Source organism: Mangrovimonas sp. ST2L15, from assembly GCF_001280515.1.
In the GTDB taxonomy this organism is placed as follows: domain Bacteria; phylum Bacteroidota; class Bacteroidia; order Flavobacteriales; family Flavobacteriaceae; genus Mangrovimonas; species Mangrovimonas futianensis.
In genome coordinates this window covers 1,022,560-1,039,304 of the sequence record NZ_LBIQ01000030.1, presented here as the reverse complement: position 1 = coordinate 1,039,304, position 16,745 = coordinate 1,022,560, and the positions used below count along the sequence as shown (strand labels likewise).

The window sequence follows — 16,745 nt, the reverse complement described above, 5'->3', positions numbered from 1 at the left end:
AATAAAAACTTCATTCTTATAAACTTCCTGTTGGTTTGTCAAAACCAATCTTCCTATCTTTATATCTCAAAAATTAAAGAACAACCATGTTTAACTACACCATAAATTATATCAACGAAACTGTTGAGTATCTCACAAGCCGCGGTTTTGAAAAGGCAGAAGTAGGAATTATTTTAGGAACTGGACTTGGTCAATTGGTAGATGACATTGAAATAATCAAAGAGGTAAGTTATAACCACATTCCCAATTTTCCTACGGCAACAGTTGAGTTTCATAAAGGAAAACTGATTTATGGTCTTTTAGAAGGCAAAAAGGTCATTGTTATGCAAGGTCGCTTTCATGTTTATGAAGGGTATACCATGCAAGACGTAACCTTCCCTGTTCGAATCATGCATAAACTGGGCATCCATACGCTTTTGGTATCAAATGCCTCTGGTGCTATTAACCTCAATTATAAAAAAGGTGAGTTGATGCTTATTGAAGACCACATCAATCTTCAAGGTGATTCTCCATTAGCTTTTAAAGGTGTTTCACTCTTAGGAGAACGCTTTGTGGATATGAGTCAACCCTATGATGTGGAAATAAACACGCAGTTTAAAGAAATTGCAAAAAGGGAAGGAATCGTGCTTCATTCGGGAGTTTATGCCAGTATGTTCGGTCCTCAACTTGAAACCAAAGCAGAATACAGAATGTTAAAAATTATAGGAGCTGATGCCGTGGGTATGAGTACTGTTCCCGAAGTCATTGTAGCCAATCACCTAAAATTAAATGTTGCTGCTGTTTCGGTTTTAACAGATGAATGTGATCCAGATAACCTAAAACCAGTGAGTTTGGAAGAAATTGTGGCTATTGCCAATAAAGCAGAACCCCAGATGATCACTTTGTTTAAGCAACTGATTAAATCCCTGTAATATTTGAAAATAAATTTAAAAAAGATTGTTAGAAGAACGTTAAGAGTTTTAATTGTTATTGCAGTTTTACATCTCCTGTTTTTCATCTTCCTCTATTTTAAACAAGAGAAATTTTTCTTCAACCCTAAAATTTTGAAGAAAGATTACACCTTTCAATTTGAACAACCATTTAAAGAAATCAATATTCCCGTTGCAGAAAACGTTGATTTGAATGCCCTTCTTTTTAAAACTAAAGAACCCTCAAAAGGTATCATACTATACTACCATGGTAATGCCGGGGCCATTCATGATTGGGGGAAACGAGCGCCATTATACCTAGACAACGGTTATGACATCCTCTTTTTTGACTATCGCGGATATGGTAAAAGCGATGGTGCTTATGAAAATACCGATCAATTATTGAATGACGCTCTCAAGGTTTATGACTACACTAAAAAATCTTATGCTGAAAAGGACATTATAGTTCTTGGATATTCTTTAGGAAGTGGGTTAGCTACTTACGCGGCTTCTAAGAACAATCCCAAAATGCTCATTTTGAACGCGCCTTACTATTCATGGAAAATATTGGTTTCGGAACAAATAGCTCCCCCCGTTCCCGAATTTTTGGTTCGTTATGACATTCCTACATTCCAATACATCAAGGCAGTAACTTGCCCTATTAAGATATTTAGTGGGACAAGAGATTTTTTGGTTAACCCTGACCTAAATGCCAAAAAACTAAAGGATCTTAACCCCAAGCAAATAGAATTGAATATGATAACAGATGGGGGGCACAATGGCTTACACATTACTAAAGCCTATTACGACGCCCTTAAGAGAATTCTTTAAAAAAAGATCTTACCAATAAATAGATCAATCACTTCAACCAATATGAGGATGATAATTATCCATTCCAGTTTGCTGCTCTCGCTGTGATACATAATATCTTTAAAAAGATCTAAATTTTCCTTAATGATCTCTATTCTATCGTGAATAAGTTGGTATCGATCATGTAGATCAAACGACTTTTTTAATTGTGTATTTAAGGTGTCCAATTCCTCATTTCCCCAAGTACTATCTGGAGAATCAAAAATATATAAGTGTTCTGATATCTTATTTTTAATGTTTAGAACCTTGGCAATAAAGCGTTTCAATTTGGCTCCCGAAATATCCAATTTTCCCTTTTGTTCAAGAAAAAGTGTATGACTATTTGTTTCCACCAAAAGATCTTCTGTTATTTCAGAAAACTTGTCTAATGCAACAGATTGTGACGTATTAAGCATCACTAGGCGAATCATCTCTTTATCCAACCTTGGAAGAACAGCCTTTTCAAATTCGGCACTTAAGGCATTTGGTTGAATCTCTACTTTCATATCTTCTGAAAGCACTTTGGAATCATAGTTTTTGCAAAAAGGCTTTATTTTCTCCAAAACATCATCTATTTCTGCTGTTTGGAGATTAAAAAAACTAACAATTCCATAATGGAAAATATACACAAACTTATCTTCTGAAGTTTTATAGAAAAGTTCGTCGCTGTCATGAAACAAGAGCTGCAGTTCGTGCTGCAGCTCTTGTCTACATATTTTTATATTGATGGTACTTGCCACATGATAGGCAACAACTTGATACATTAAATCTTAAAGGTTTCTCCCTCGTTTTTAAAGGTTTTAAATTCTAGCATATAACCATTAGGGTCCTTTATAAAAAAGGAATTATGCTCACCAGCTTGATCTTCCAAAAAAGTGGCTTGGGTCACCAATTGAAGTTTCAAATTTTTAAGTTTTCCATATATATCATTCCAAACCTTTTGACCTACAATAATCCCAAAATGGAAAGAAGGCAAAATTTTACCTTCAAACACATAATTTGGATTATTAAAATCAAACTTGCCTGCTTTAATAAAGGTAAGTTGATGTCCAAACAAATTGACATCTACCCATGTTTGGGTCTCTCTACCTAGGGTTGCGCCTATGTTATTGGTATAAAAGCTTTTTGTTTCCCTTACACTCAAACAAGGCAACGACATGTGAAATGACGTCTCCATAATATGAAATTTTAAAGTGGCTTAAGACTTTCCACTCTGTAAATTACGAAATCTTGGTCATCATCCTCAAAAATTTCAACAAAAGTTAATTTAAACTCTTTATCAATCAAACTTTTGTCATTTTTAAGGTCAAATTGTTTCAGAACACGCGGATGAATTTCTTCAAACACCATGTCTTCACCGCTTTCAAAAGTAAAAGTATAATATCCTTTTTTGTAGGATTTAAAAACAGCTGTTTTCATTTAAAAAATAAGAATATTAATTGTACTAATCTTCGTCTTCTTCCATCTCGGCATCTTCCATCTCGATGTCAAGAGAGTCCTTTTCTTCTGTAGAATCGTCGTTATCATCGTCGTCATCTTCAGAATAGTTTTCCATGGCTTGAACCAAACGCACGCCCACTTTTACTAAATAAATGGTATCATCAGTTCTTACTTCCACGGCCTCTACAATTTCATTTTTGGCATTTCTGAATGATATGATATCATCATCATCATAACCATCAGGAAATTTTTCAACTAAAAGGTCCAAAATTTCACCGTTTAATTTTTGGTAATCAACAATTTTTCTAATCATTTTTTTATTTGGTTACATGTCTAATAAATAAGCAAAGATCAACGGAGCAACTATGGTTGCATCACTTTCTATAATAAATTTTGGTGTATCAATATCTAATTTACCCCAAGTGATTTTTTCATTTGGAACAGCTCCAGAATAAGAACCATAACTCGTTGTTGAATCACTTATTTGACAGAAATAACTCCAAAATGGCGTATCTGTTCTTTCCATATCCTGATAAAGCATAGGGACTACACAAATTGGGAAATCACCTGCGATTCCACCTCCTATTTGGAAAAATCCAATTCCATTCTCAGAATTATCAGTGTACCAATCTGCCAAGAAAGCCATGTATTCTATTCCTGATTTCATGGTACTAGCCTTTAATTCTCCTTTAAGAACATAGCTAGCAAAGATATTCCCCATGGTACTGTCTTCCCACCCTGGAACAACAATTGGTAAATTTTTCTCGGCTGCTGCATACATCCAAGAGTCTTTTAAATCGATTTCATAATATTCTTCTAAGACACCAGACAACAACATTTTATACATAAATTCATGAGGAAAATAGCGCTCCCCATTATCCTCTGCATCTTTCCAGATTTTATGAATGTGTTTTTGAAGTCTCCTAAAAGCCTCTTCTTCTGGGATACAAGTATCAGTAACTCGATTCAGTCCTTTCTCCAATAAATCCCATTCTTCCTTTGGTGTTAAATCACGGTAATTTGGCACTCTTTCATAATGCGAGTGAGCCACCAAATTCATAATATCTTCTTCAAGATTAGCACCTGTACATGAAATGATTTGTACTTTATCTTGACGAATCATCTCAGCAAATATTTTACCTAACTCTGCGGTACTCATAGCTCCTGCCAATGAAACAAGCATTTTAGCACCGTTGTTTAATTGATCCTCATAAGCCTTGGCTGCATCAACCAAAGCGGCCGCATTAAAGTGCAAATAATATTTTTCTATAAAATTTGAAATAGCACCTTTATTATTCATTTTCTTATGTTTTACTTAATTAGTATAATCTAAACTTACTTTAACGTTTCATGAAATTTAAAACGAAACTTATTAATCTGCAAAAGCTTTTGGCTAAAAGCTTCCAAATTGAAGCAAATTATTTCCCATCATAACCCAATATTTTTAATAGGTCTTCACTTTTTTGCTGTTCACTAAACAATTGGGTTGTAATGTTACCATCCTCGTCCTTATCTATTAAAAGATGCTTTGGAGATGGTATTAAACAGTGCTGTAACCCTCCAAAACCTCCAATAGTTTCCTGATAAGCTCCTGTATTGAAAAAGCCAATATATAAAGGCTTATCCTTGTTATACTTGGGTAAATAAATGGCATTTACATGTTGTTCACTGTTATAATAGTCATCACTATCACAAGTCAACCCTCCCAATAAAACCCTTTCATAGCTTTCGTTCCACCTATTTATGGGCAACATGACAAACCTCTTATTAATCGCCCATGTGTCTGGCAAGGTTGTAATGAAAGAAGAATTGATCATATTCCATTTCTCCCGATCATTTTGCTGTTTTTGATATAGCACCTCATAAATAGCACCTCCACTTTCACCTACAGTGAAGCTTCCAAATTCTGTAAATATATTGGGCACATCTACCTCTGCTTCATCACAAGCTATCTTGATTTGGTTGATAATTTCATCAACCATATAGGCGTAATCAAAATCAAACGCCAAAGAGTTTTTAATTGGGAATCCACCACCTATGTTCAAGCTATCCAACGTCGGACAGATTTTTTTCAAGTTGACATAAACCCGTAAACATTTGTTAAGTTCGTTCCAATAGTAAGCATTGTCACGAATTCCTGTATTAATAAAAAAGTGGAGCATTTTCAGTTCGACTTTCTTATTCTCTTGGATTTGATTCTTATAAAATGGAACAATGTTCTTATATCCGATTCCTAATCTTGATGTATAAAATTCAAATTTAGGTTCTTCCTCAGAAGCTATTCTTATTCCTACCTTAAACTTGCCATTGATTTCATCTGAAAGCAAGTCAATTTCTTCATAGTTATCGATAATGGGGACGCAATTCTTGTGGCCTTCGTTAATCAATCTAGCAATATTGCTAACATATTGAGCCCGTTTAAAGCCATTGCAAATCACAAAGGTTTTATCTGTGATTTTCCCCTCTCGTTTCAAATTCTCTACGATATCAATATCAAAGGCCGAAGATGTTTCAATATGGATATCATTTTTTAGAGCTTCATCCAAAACATACTTAAAATGGGAACTCTTAGTACAATAGCAATAATTATACTTCCCTTTATAATTATGGTTTTTAATGGATTTAGCAAACCACCCTTTGGCTCTATTGATATTATTTGATATCTGAGGCAAATAAGTGAATTTTAAAGGAGCCCCATATTCCTCAACTAATTTTTTCAAATCAATATCATGGAATCTCAAGTAATTACCATCTAAGGTAAATTCTTCTTGGGGGAAATAAAAAGTCTGATCTATTAAATCTACGTATTTGGTATTCATTACTTATTTTTTGAAAAATTTAAAATTGTGAATTATATATTAACTCACCATGAAATTAACAATAAATAAAGAATATTAAACCAAAAGAGGTACAATAGTCGTTGCAACAAACCCAAAGAGGTTTCGACTAGAAAGGTTCATATTTACGGAAGTTAGCTTTAAAATTCGGTTTCCCAATCTTTGAGTTACTTTTGAATATGACTCCCTATTTTTCAAAAGCCCGAACGTACAAACAGATTTCAAATTGTTCAGCTAAAAAACTTCTGCAAATGAACTATAAAAAATTAAATTTAAAAGGATTTTTTAAAAAAAAATAAAAACTATTAACTATAACATTTTCAACAAGTTGACTTCCTGTTCAGTCAAATGTTTCCAATATCCTCTAGGAATATCTTTTTTAGTTAGGTGTGCAATAGCTACACAATCTACTTTGATAATGTTGTAACCCAAATGATCAAAAATATTCCTGATAATGGAGTTACCAATATTCTTAATTTTTAATCCAATTTGATTGTGAGCCTGACCGTCAATAAAACTAATTTCCTCAACAGTGACATCCTTTCCATCAATAGTTAAACCTTCTTCAATTTTTTTGAAGTCTTCATACTTCAAATTTTTATCAAGTTCTATTTGAAATAATCTTGGAACACCTGTTTTGGAACTAGTGAATTTTTTGGTTATGGAATCATCATTTGTAAACAAAAGCAGACCAGTAGAATTTCTTCCTAACCTTCCTATAGGCTTAATTTTAGCATTGGTAGCATTTGCAACTAGGTCCATTACAGTTTTATCTTTTTGGTCACTTGTAGTAGTAGCAAATCCTTTTGGTTTGTTCAAAAGAACATAGGCTTTTTTCTCAGGATAAATACGGGCTCCATCATATTTTACTTCGTCCTCCAACTTCACCTTATACCCCATTTCGGTAATCACCTTGCCATTTACCGTAACCAACCCAAGAGCTATATGCTCATCTGCTTCCCTTCTTGAACAGATTCCTGAATTTGAAATATATTTATTCAACCGTACTTCATCCGGGTTCCCAGAAGGTTTGGTGTTGTTTTGTTTTTTTATAGGGGCATTCCCGCGAGCAAAACTCTTTCCTCCTGAAGCACTACCACCTCTACCTGACCTATTATTCCCACCGCCATGTCTTTGACCTCTACCTGATGGTTTTCCTTTTCCGCTTGTTCCTTGCTTTCTGCTCATGGTTAAAATTTTATGCAAAGATATAGGATAATTACCCGCTTAATCAAATGCTTGGGATTTTATTTAACAAGATAGACACATCTATCAAAGGAATACTAGCAACTCCCGCCAGAATAATAAATTTCAAGATATTATGAAGTACCAAATAATGCAGCTTACGTTTTGACATCCAAACCAATAATTGAAAGATTACCAAAAGTAAAATACTTAAGTAAAAATAATAGTTCATTCGTCCTACATGATATTTAAAAATCAACAACATGGCGGGAATCAACGTTAAGGCTGCCAATATAGCCAGCATAATTTTGGACGTTTTTTCTCCAAACACTACAGGAATGGTTCGATAGTTTTGGGCTATATCACCTTTAAGGTTTTCCAAATCCTTGACTAATTCCCTCATGGAAATCACCAAAAACAGAAACATAGCATGGACAAAAATGACGTGTTCAAAATTCTTGTAGTAAATAAATACGACAAAAAATGGGGTGATTGTCAAGGTTGCAGAAACCAGATTCCCTACAAAAGGGATTTTTTTAAGCTTATGGGAATAAAACCAGATTCCAAAAATATAAGCCGAAAAAAAGACCACCGCTCTAAAGGATACGGCACTCGCTAAAATAACCGTCAAAAAATTAAGCACAAAATAGAATGACAATTTGGTATTCTGGCTTACCAGGCGATCCAACATGGATTTTTGAGGTCGATTAATTAGATCTTTTTCAGAGTCATAAAAATTATTAATTATATAACCACCCGCAATGGCTGATGCTGAAGCGAGGACCAACATCAATAAATTCCAATCAAACACCACATCTTTCAATGGTTTGTCATGCGCCATAATATATACGGAAGCTAAATATTGAGCCACAACAATGGCCAATATATTATACCCCCTGATTACGGAGAACATACTGAAAAACTTAAGAAGTATATGTTTTTGTCGGCGAGAAAGCATAATTGCTTATGCTTTTTTGAGTATCCGTTTAAATAATTTAAAACATAAAAAAACCATCAAGGCTAGAAACAAAAACAACAGTGCCTGCCAAATGAATAACCCGATTGAAAATTTATGAATGAATGTGTCCATAAAGTGACTGAGTATTAAAAGTTGTAAACGACTTCCAATCTATAATCTTTTAAAGCTAATTTAGCTTTTTCAAAATCCTCGGCAAATCCCAAAATATAGCCTCCACCACCAGAACCACAGAGTTTCAAATAATAGTCGTTTGTTTCCAATCCTTTCTTCCACAGATCATGAAATTGCTTTGGAATCATTGGTTTAAAATGACTTAAAACGACTTTAGATAGTTGCTTGGTATTCTTAAAAAGCGACTTGACATCTCCATTCAAAAAATCTTCTACACAAGCATCTGTATGCTTGATAAACTGGTCTTTTAACATTTTGCGAAAACCTTCCTGCTTCATGTTTTCCATAAAAATGCCTACCATTGGGGCTGTTTCTCCAACAACACCACTATCAATTAAGAACACAGCTCCTTTACCATCTGCTTTTTGGCTAGGAATACCTGTAGCTTCAATATTATCTTTTGAATTGATTAAAATTGGAATACTTAAATAACTATTTAACGGATCTAATCCAGAAGATTTTCCGTGGAAAAAAGATTCCATTTCAGAAAAAATGGTCTTTAATCGTAATAATTTATCTCTGGTTAAATTTTCCAATACGGTGATTTTATCCTTGGCATATTGGTCATAAATAGCAGCTACAAGTGCACCACTACTTCCTACTCCATAACCTTGTGGGATGGAAGAATCAAAATACATTCCCGCTTCCACATCTCTTTTTAAAGCTTCAATATCAAAAGTCACCAATTCTGGATTGACATTCTGCAAATAATCAGCAAAACGTTTTAAACTTTGATTGGATTTTACCGATTCTTCTGAAGGAGTTTGTGTCACTTTTAACGCCCCGTTATAAAAATTGTAGGGGATAGATAACCCTTTGGAATCTTTAATAATTCCATATTCACCAAAGAGTAGTATTTTAGAGTAAAATAAAGGTCCTTTCATGTAAAAAGCGCGTTACTAGATAAAGATACGTATAATTATTTAATTTGGTTTGCACCAAATCCTATTTGGTCGCAAATATATTGTTCGTTTTGACAATATGCAACTAACTCGTTTTCAATAAATTTTAAAATTTCAACTGACTCACTTTTAGGATATAATACATGCACATTAGCACCAGCGTCCAATGTAAAACTGATAGGCAATCCGGTATTTTTTCTGAACTCCCAAATCTTATTGATAACCTCTAAGGTTTTTGGTTTCATCAATATAAAATAAGGCATACTGGTCATCATCATCGCATGCAGGGTCAAGGCTTCACTTTCTACCAGTGAAATAAAACCATCTAAATCTCCAGCCTTCAAAATCGTTTTTAAAGATTTCATATGGTCATGGGCTTGAGAGAATCTATTTAAAGCATATGGGTGTCCATGCATTAAATTGTGACCTACTGTACTACTTACCTGCTTTTCCCCTTTATCTATCAACAAAATAGTATCTTGATATTCTTTGAAAACGGCATGCACTTCATAAGGGTATCTCATTCCAAATAAATCAGAACTCCCCTCGATTGATGGCGTTTCACCCCAAACCACTAAATCACCTTCAATACTTCTGCAAGCTGACCCCGAACCCAGTCTTGCTAAAAACGAGGCTTTTTCATTAAAATACGCATCATCGATAGCATCCCCTAGAAGTTGTTTTTCTAAGCTCATTAAACACAAGGCCAAAGCACTCATTCCAGATGCCGAGGAAGCTATTCCCGAACTATGAGGAAAGGTGTTTTTAGTTTCGATTTGAAAATGGTAATCTTTCAAAAAAGGCAAATATGATTCTACCCTATCAAAAAACACTTCAATTTTCGGCTTGAAACTATCCTTTTGAACACCATCCAATAAAACCTCAAATGAAAAACTTCCATCACTATTCTTTTTCTCATAAGTCAATTCGGTGATTGTTTTACAATGATTCAGTGTAAAGCTTATGGAAGGGTTTTCAGGAATCTGATTGGGCTTTTTACCCCAATATTTCACTAAGGCAATATTACTGGGCGATTCCCAAGTTACAACTCCCTTTTCTATTGTTTTGAAATAAGAAGCTGGAATGAATTCTTGTTCGGTCATGTTCTTTTAATCTGCTGACAAAGATAACAACTTTTGCATGGTATTGTAGTTTCTAGCAGTAGCAGATATCTTCAATTTTCGCTCAAAGAAATTGTTGTTCAGCTTGGATTTCCCGTAACCAATTCCCGAATACATGTAAATGCATTCTGATTTTATAATAAATGCTTCGTTTGGAAATGAAATCTTTGAAACTTCGAGCACTAATTCTTTATTGGCTTCTGCAAACAACATCATGAAGTAACTCTTTTCCTTTTGTTCTTGAGGAAACGGACAATTATTAAAAATTTCCTCCAACTCTTCTCTAGTTTTACTCAGAACCTCAACCTCAAATCCGAAATGGTTTTTTATGACGTGAGCGACTTTAGCCGATACGCTTTTTGAATCGTTTAAATTGGTTTTCAATATCACATTCCCACTTTGGATGTAAGTGCGAACCTCTTCAAACTTAGCTTCGGCAAGTATTTGACGCAAATCGGCCATAGGGACTTTCTTTTGTCCGCCCACATTAATTCCGCGAAGTAAGACAATATACTGTTTCATTGTGACATGGCTTTAGCTGCCAGAAAACCTCCTGTCCAAGCATTCTGAAAATTAAACCCTCCTGTAATAGCATCCACATTAATTACTTCACCGGCCAGATAGAGATTCTTTACAATCTTACTTTCAAAAGTTTTAAAATTGATTTCTTTTAAATCTACCCCTCCCGCAGTCACAAACTCTTCCTTAAATGTGCTTTTGCCATCAACCTGAAATTGAGCTCGCGTTAATTGCTCACTCAAGTTCTCCATTTGAACTTTGGTAAGATCTGCCCACTTTTCATCCTCATTTATTCCTGCTGCTAATACCAATTGCTTCCACAGTCTTTTGGGTAAATCAAATAAGGATTGTTTATGGACTAATTTTTTAGCTAATTGTAACTTAAATTCCTTTAAATGATCAATTGTTTCTTCCAAAGACTGCCTTATAAAGTTGATTTCAATTTTAAATTTGTAATCTCTATTAGCCAATTCCAAAGCTCCAAAGGCAGAAAGCTTAAGAACTGCAGGAGCACTCAAACCCCAATGGGTAACCAATAAGGGCCCCTCTGAAAACAAGTTGGAATCCAAAATGTGTACCTCAACGTTATTAGCCACAACCCCAGGAATGGAATTGATGCGAGCATCTTTGATATTAAAGGTAAAAAGAGATGGAACAGGAGGGATGATTGTATGCCCCAATGTTTCAAGTAACTTCCAGGTTTTAACACTACTCCCCGTAGCAACTAGAAGTTTTTCACAAGTAAAATGGGAATCTTGGGTGGCAAGTGTAAAAAGGTCCTGTTCCTTTTCAACCTTCACTAATGATTGCTTGTAAAAAATTTCGACACCCATTTTTTTGGACTGCGAAAGAAAACAATCGATAATGGTTTGGGAAGAATCGGATTCTGGAAACATTCGGCCATCCTCTTCAATTTTAAGGGTTACACCTCTTTTTTCAAACCATTCAATCGTATCTCCGGTCATAAAACTATGAAACGGCCCTAATAATTCCTTCTCCCCTCTTGGATAATGCGTCACCAACTCTGAAGGGATAAATTCAGCATGGGTGACGTTGCATCGTCCCCCTCCAGAAATTTTAACCTTTTGAAGGCCTTCTTTATTTTTTTCTAAAATGGCTACGGAAAGTTTAGGATTCAACTCCGCTAAATTAATAGCAGCAAAAAAACCTGCCGCACCGCCTCCAACTACAATGACATCAAAATACTTCATTACTTTTTAATAGGTCGCATGAGACCTTCTTGAGCTACCGAAGCAACTAGTTTTCCCTCTCTAGTAAAAATATTTCCTTTGGCAAATCCTCTGGCATTTGAAGTATTAGGCGATTCTATGGCATACAACATCCAGTCATCAAAATCAAAATCCCTAAAATACCACATCGAGTGATCCAAGCTTGCAGTTTGGGTATTTCCCCAATGAGCCTTACTAGCGTGTCTATTCATGGCGGCTGCCAATATGTTATAATCAGAAATATAAGTAAGGATTTGTTGCTTAACAGCCAAATTCATAGGTTTAATGTCTCCTTTAATTTTGAACCACACATTGGTTTTTGGCGGTAAATCTTCTTTATTGAATGGATTCACTACCTCTACTGGCTTAAATTCTATGGGTCTATCTATTTCCAAGAAGGTCTTAGTTCTAGACGGTATGGCATCTCCAAACTGCTCCAGCATTTCAGTCCAACTCAATAGTTCTTCTGGTTTCCTAATATTTGGGGGCATTTCGATTTGGTGCTCATGACCTTCTTCCCTTTTATGAAATGACGATGACAGAATAAAAATGGTTCTACCTTCCTGTTCGGCTGTCACTCTTCTCACCGAAAAACTCCCGCCATCTCTTACGTCTGCCACATTATAATTTATAGGAACTTCTAAATGACCTGCCTCTAAAAAATAGGCGTGCATAGAATGAAGCACTCTCCCATTATTAATAGTTCTAGCAGCAGCGTTCAAGGCTTGTGCCAGAACTTGACCGCCAAATACATTGGGACTACCTACTGTTTTACTAACCCCCTGAAACACATTTTTAGAAGTTTCTTCTAGGGACAATAAATCAATTAAATTATCAACAGTATTCATGTTTTACTTTTAAGATGAACATTAAAACAATCCCAAAATTAAAAATCAAAGCCGAAACCAAAAGTAAATCTCCAACCTTCTGAACTTTTAAATAGGTTTACCGTTCCAGCTAAACTTTCTGCAGTGGCGATCCAAAATCCACCACCATAGTCATTGTGCCATTTATCTGATTGGTCATCTTGCACCCAAACACGACCCACATCAAAACCTCCAAATACGCCTATCTGCAATGGAATAAAACTGGTTTTAAACGTATTGAACCCATAACGTAGATCGGTACTTCCCACTAGGGAATTTCTACCCGTAAACCGCTCGGTTCTATATCCTCTCAAGCCATTTTGATCTCCTATTTGAGCTGCTTGATAAAATAAAAAGTCGTCACCTATTCTTAATTGGGAGGCTACCTTGGTTTTTAACACCAATTTCCTATTACTTGATAAGGCATTATAGAACCCTAAATGGGTGTTGACAAAGCCATAATTGGTATCCAAATCTTCAAATTCACCTTTGATTCCCACGTTAAAAAGAAAATCCATACCTCTGGTTGGAACCACTTTCTTATCGTAGCTTTCATAGCGGTAAGTAGCTTCTAGGGTTCCAAAAAAACGTCTATCAAAGAAATCAGAATCTAAATTAGGCTGATAATCTTCAACAAACCGATCGCTTGATGGTTCTATTTCTATTCCTTCAGCCATAACATTAAACCCATAATCACTACCAAAGTTTCCACGCTTCACCAAACCAGCCTTAAGGCGATAAATTCCTGTTCTTACCCGATTGTAATTAAGTCCCAACTCATCATCATAATTCCTGGTCTCATTACCAAATCCAAAGAAATTATCACTATAGTTTTCTGTAGTCAAAAGTCCACTTACCAATAAATTCCAATCCCTAATAGCATTGGCAAACTCCCCATCATATGTAGCCTTAAATCCACTAGTAGCAAAATAATAACCTGCTGTAAACCGATGTTGTTGAGAGAATGGATTGGCTTGAAACCCTTTAATTGTTCTTTGAAAGGATGCTCCTAGCAGCAATCCATCATCGGGATTAAAGGCAACCATTGGTGTGAATAAATTTTGTTTAACTATGGTTTTTTTATAATCAAATAAATTCAGATTGTAGATATCTGTAAATTTTACAGAACCGCCTTTCTTTTCTTGAATGGTATTCTTTTTACTCCAATAATCATATACCCTTACTTTTTTACCACGTTTAATAATGTAAGTATCATTATTTTGACCGCCAATGACTCGGGTATATATCAAACCTTTAGCATCCCCACTTACCTCGATAACATCTTTATCATCCAAAGCATAAACCCAAATTTCCTTGGTTTGTTCTTTATCTAATACTCGATCTACAAGAACATCTGCTTTTTCACCATCCTTTATCCTTGATATCTTAACTCTGGTTTTGTTATCAGCCTCCCTAATTATTTCAATGTAATCATCTTTATCAGTACCCGTTAAAACCACCAATTCTGTCAAGATGTTGTAGTATCTATCAGCAATATTGTCAAGTATAGATAATCTACTTTCAAAATTTTTCTTTATTTCCAATATGGTGGTGTCCCGCACTTCCTCCGGTATTCTAGAAAAAGCCTTTTCTATAACATCACTCGTGATATGACCTTGAATGTATTTGGCTTGTTCGTGCCACATGTCTCGATCAGCTTGTTGGGATAATACCCGATCTAATAAAATACCGTCCTTGTTCATCCATCTTAAATCCTTGAGTTCGGCATCATACACCTGCAACTGCTTTGAGGCTTCTGAAATAAACTTAAGAACATCTAAAAAAGCGCCGTCAAAATTTGAAAATACCTGATCCCTATCTCTTGGAATAGGCTTATAAATTTTATCCCCATTTTCTTGGTCAAACTGCGCCCAACGCCATTGATCCTGATGCCTGTCCCAATCACCTATCAACATATCGAATAAACGAGCCCGAACATAGGCTTCTTGATCTATCTTATACTTTTCATCCTCTCTTATTTTTTCAATAATATCATGGGTGCTTTCCAAATCATCCGCATAACCAAAAGTCCTTTCATTGGTATAATTTTCTTCTGGTCGCTCCACAATCATGTAAAGTTCATTCCCATAATCTTTATTGAAATCCTTTAAGTATTTATGCTTCGGAATGTAATAAATCTCAGGGTTTGTATGGTATACATCAATGGCTGAAGACAAATCGGGAACGACTGCAAAAGCATACGGGTGAGCTGCCGTATAATAATCTAAAATGAGGTCCTCTACCACGGTTTTTTCAAACTGATCCTTAACATAGGCATCCTTAAAAACAGTTGATTGCAGCAATTGAGTTGCACTTTTCCTGAGCGCTCTCATGTTGTATTCCCTACCGCTTTTATCTTTAAGTCTTAAAGACCTTGTTTGATGCCCTCCTCCTGGCCTTACAATTTCTAGTCCACCTTTTAGCGTATCCAAGGTAGCAACTTTGGCATTGATTTTAGTACTATAAACATCGCGATAATGATCGCCCCAAAATGATTTAAAAAATTGTGATTTATCTGTTTCTTCCTCCGTATAAATTGATACTTCCACTTCATTGGGAAATGAATCTGGCAAATCTGAAACATCATAGTTTGGTTTGGAAGGAAACACCTCTTTCTGAAACAATAATTGGCTTTGACCATTTTCCGCACTAAAATACTTAACCCAACTACTACCATCTTTAAAAATAGTTAATTCCACAAAGCCTTGATGTCCTGTAGCAAAAACACCACTGTCTGCCAACACTGCTCCAGATTCCTTAGCTCCCGAACCCGAAACAATTTGCTTTACACCATCCTTCTCGATGTATTGAAGATTATGCTCATGACCTGACACAAAAATCACTTTTCCATAATCCATCGACACAACTTCCAATCTTTGCATCAAACTGTTATAACGCTCATTGTATCTATCTTGAATTGAAATCCCCCCTTGAACCCTTATTTGAGCTGCCAGCGAACTTAATATAGGTAGCGGAATGTTTTTCTCAGTTGGAAAAATATGCCTTTTCCAAGAGTAATATCCTCCATGAACACCATTGGTAAACATAGGGTGGTGCATCGCAAGAACAATGGTCTTCTCTTGATTTTTTTTCAACTCCCCTTCTAATTCCATCAGGAATCGCTCACGTGTCTTTATTTCACATTCATCATTAATTGTTGGGTGCTTATTCCAATCTTCCAAGTACCATTGAGTATCAATGATAATCAATTCAATTTTATCATTGACTTCAATTGTTTCTATAGGACAACCATTTTCCGGCTTAAACGTATTTTTACCTAAGGCTGCTTCTACAAATTTTTCCTGTTCTTTCACACCCTTTACACCATCGGCATACCATTCGTGATTTCCCGGTATAAAATACACATCGCCTTCAAAGCCTTCTACGGCTCTAAATTGAGCATTTAAGTTGTTTTCATCCTCTTTGCGGTCTTTATGATTTTCTGAGTGTAGACCAGAAGGATAAATATTATCTCCCAGAAAAATGGTGAAATCCCCTTTCGTTTTCTTTCCCTTTAAGTAGTCATTCAACGCGGTAAGCCCCAGGGACATTCCATTTTCCGGAGACTTTCCTGCATCACCAATTAAGTAAAAGGTTTTATCAACTCCTTTAGTAGGAAATGTGTTGGTTTTATCGTCTTCATCTTTATACTGTGGCCCATAGGTTCCACAAGATGTCATTAAAACGGTAAAGAATAAAACGAAAATTCTATAGTATCTTCTTTTCAAGCGGTTTAGGT

General features: G+C 35.4%; 16 protein-coding genes. 2 read left to right on the top strand and 14 right to left on the bottom strand.

Annotation, left to right across the window (positions count from 1 at the left end):
* The first annotated feature begins 86 nt into the window (after positions 1-86).
* Together ZA07_RS08445 and ZA07_RS08440 are read left to right on the top strand one after the other, a co-directional pair.
* The gene (locus tag ZA07_RS08445) at positions 87-911 is read left to right on the top strand and encodes a purine-nucleoside phosphorylase (RefSeq protein ID WP_053971263.1); all 825 of its coding nucleotides are present in this window, start codon (positions 87-89) and stop codon (positions 909-911) included.
* A 132-nt stretch (positions 912-1,043) separates the two neighbouring features.
* Entirely contained in the window at positions 1,044-1,739 is a 696-nt protein-coding gene (locus tag ZA07_RS08440; RefSeq protein ID WP_231628658.1) for an alpha/beta hydrolase, read from the top strand.
* Here ZA07_RS08440 and ZA07_RS08435 read toward each other — a convergent pair.
* The 14 genes from ZA07_RS08435 to ZA07_RS08370 form a co-directional block, all read right to left on the bottom strand.
* A complete protein-coding gene (locus tag ZA07_RS08435) occupies positions 1,736-2,521 on the bottom strand; it encodes an RMD1 family protein (protein WP_053971261.1) in 786 nt (261 codons plus the stop codon). The two genes, ZA07_RS08440 and ZA07_RS08435, sit on opposite strands and share 4 nt — an antisense overlap.
* Complete coding sequence (locus tag ZA07_RS08430; protein WP_053971260.1) at positions 2,521-2,934, bottom strand: VOC family protein; 414 nt, start codon at positions 2,932-2,934, stop codon at positions 2,521-2,523. Before ZA07_RS08430 ends, ZA07_RS08435 begins: the two co-directional genes overlap by 1 nt.
* Positions 2,935-2,945: 11 nt before the next feature.
* Positions 2,946-3,176 carry a hypothetical protein gene (locus tag ZA07_RS08425; protein ID WP_053971259.1) on the bottom strand — a complete coding sequence of 77 codons (231 nt, stop codon included), beginning with the start codon at positions 3,174-3,176 and terminating at the stop codon, positions 2,946-2,948.
* Between the two features lie 25 nt (positions 3,177-3,201).
* Positions 3,202-3,510: a hypothetical protein gene (locus ZA07_RS08420; protein WP_053971258.1), complete on the bottom strand. Its 309-nt coding sequence runs from the start codon at positions 3,508-3,510 to the stop codon at positions 3,202-3,204.
* 12 nt (positions 3,511-3,522) lie between these two features.
* Positions 3,523-4,497 (bottom strand): deoxyhypusine synthase family protein, encoded by a 975-nt coding sequence (locus ZA07_RS08415; RefSeq protein WP_053971257.1) that lies wholly within the window; start codon positions 4,495-4,497, stop codon positions 3,523-3,525.
* 118 nt (positions 4,498-4,615) lie between these two features.
* Positions 4,616-6,016: an arginine decarboxylase gene (locus ZA07_RS08410; protein ID WP_053971256.1), complete on the bottom strand. Its 1,401-nt coding sequence runs from the start codon at positions 6,014-6,016 to the stop codon at positions 4,616-4,618.
* Positions 6,017-6,343: 327 nt separating this feature from the next.
* Positions 6,344-7,222 carry a pseudouridine synthase gene (locus ZA07_RS08405; protein WP_053971255.1) on the bottom strand — a complete coding sequence of 293 codons (879 nt, stop codon included), beginning with the start codon at positions 7,220-7,222 and terminating at the stop codon, positions 6,344-6,346.
* A 43-nt stretch (positions 7,223-7,265) separates the two neighbouring features.
* Positions 7,266-8,177 carry a geranylgeranylglycerol-phosphate geranylgeranyltransferase gene (locus ZA07_RS08400; RefSeq protein ID WP_053971254.1) on the bottom strand — a complete coding sequence of 304 codons (912 nt, stop codon included), beginning with the start codon at positions 8,175-8,177 and terminating at the stop codon, positions 7,266-7,268.
* Positions 8,178-8,323: 146 nt separating this feature from the next.
* The gene (locus ZA07_RS08395; RefSeq protein ID WP_053971253.1) at positions 8,324-9,253 is read right to left on the bottom strand and encodes a mevalonate kinase; all 930 of its coding nucleotides are present in this window, start codon (positions 9,251-9,253) and stop codon (positions 8,324-8,326) included.
* Between the two features lie 35 nt (positions 9,254-9,288).
* A complete protein-coding gene (locus tag ZA07_RS08390; protein ID WP_053971252.1) occupies positions 9,289-10,374 on the bottom strand; it encodes a diphosphomevalonate/mevalonate 3,5-bisphosphate decarboxylase family protein in 1,086 nt (361 codons plus the stop codon).
* 6 nt (positions 10,375-10,380) lie between these two features.
* Positions 10,381-10,914 carry a DUF1697 domain-containing protein gene (locus ZA07_RS08385; RefSeq protein WP_053971251.1) on the bottom strand — a complete coding sequence of 178 codons (534 nt, stop codon included), beginning with the start codon at positions 10,912-10,914 and terminating at the stop codon, positions 10,381-10,383.
* Positions 10,911-12,122 carry an NAD(P)/FAD-dependent oxidoreductase gene (locus tag ZA07_RS08380; protein ID WP_053971250.1) on the bottom strand — a complete coding sequence of 404 codons (1,212 nt, stop codon included), beginning with the start codon at positions 12,120-12,122 and terminating at the stop codon, positions 10,911-10,913. Before ZA07_RS08380 ends, ZA07_RS08385 begins: the two co-directional genes overlap by 4 nt.
* The gene (locus tag ZA07_RS08375) at positions 12,122-12,988 is read right to left on the bottom strand and encodes an acyl-CoA thioesterase II (RefSeq protein ID WP_053971249.1); all 867 of its coding nucleotides are present in this window, start codon (positions 12,986-12,988) and stop codon (positions 12,122-12,124) included. The genes ZA07_RS08380 and ZA07_RS08375 overlap by 1 nt, the downstream gene beginning before the upstream one ends.
* A 38-nt stretch (positions 12,989-13,026) precedes the next feature.
* Positions 13,027-16,734: a metallophosphoesterase gene (locus ZA07_RS08370; RefSeq protein WP_369793502.1), complete on the bottom strand. Its 3,708-nt coding sequence runs from the start codon at positions 16,732-16,734 to the stop codon at positions 13,027-13,029.
* Positions 16,735-16,745 lie beyond the last annotated feature (11 nt).

Excerpts from the sequence above, each read along its gene's own strand:
- ZA07_RS08445 (WP_053971263.1), top strand. The coding sequence starts at position 87 with ATGTTTAACTACACCATAAATTATATCAACGAAACTGTTGAGTATCTC.
- ZA07_RS08435 (WP_053971261.1), bottom strand. The coding sequence starts at position 2,521 with ATGTATCAAGTTGTTGCCTATCATGTGGCAAGTACCATCAATATAAAA.
- ZA07_RS08430 (WP_053971260.1), bottom strand. The coding sequence starts at position 2,934 with ATGGAGACGTCATTTCACATGTCGTTGCCTTGTTTGAGTGTAAGGGAA.
- ZA07_RS08425 (WP_053971259.1), bottom strand. The coding sequence starts at position 3,176 with ATGAAAACAGCTGTTTTTAAATCCTACAAAAAAGGATATTATACTTTT.
- ZA07_RS08420 (WP_053971258.1), bottom strand. The coding sequence starts at position 3,510 with ATGATTAGAAAAATTGTTGATTACCAAAAATTAAACGGTGAAATTTTG.
- ZA07_RS08415 (WP_053971257.1), bottom strand. The coding sequence starts at position 4,497 with ATGAATAATAAAGGTGCTATTTCAAATTTTATAGAAAAATATTATTTG.
- ZA07_RS08410 (WP_053971256.1), bottom strand. The coding sequence starts at position 6,016 with ATGAATACCAAATACGTAGATTTAATAGATCAGACTTTTTATTTCCCC.
- ZA07_RS08405 (WP_053971255.1), bottom strand. The coding sequence starts at position 7,222 with ATGAGCAGAAAGCAAGGAACAAGCGGAAAAGGAAAACCATCAGGTAGA.
- ZA07_RS08400 (WP_053971254.1), bottom strand. The coding sequence starts at position 8,177 with ATGCTTTCTCGCCGACAAAAACATATACTTCTTAAGTTTTTCAGTATG.
- ZA07_RS08395 (WP_053971253.1), bottom strand. The coding sequence starts at position 9,253 with ATGAAAGGACCTTTATTTTACTCTAAAATACTACTCTTTGGTGAATAT.
- ZA07_RS08390 (WP_053971252.1), bottom strand. The coding sequence starts at position 10,374 with ATGACCGAACAAGAATTCATTCCAGCTTCTTATTTCAAAACAATAGAA.
- ZA07_RS08385 (WP_053971251.1), bottom strand. The coding sequence starts at position 10,914 with ATGAAACAGTATATTGTCTTACTTCGCGGAATTAATGTGGGCGGACAA.
- ZA07_RS08380 (WP_053971250.1), bottom strand. The coding sequence starts at position 12,122 with ATGAAGTATTTTGATGTCATTGTAGTTGGAGGCGGTGCGGCAGGTTTT.
- ZA07_RS08375 (WP_053971249.1), bottom strand. The coding sequence starts at position 12,988 with ATGAATACTGTTGATAATTTAATTGATTTATTGTCCCTAGAAGAAACT.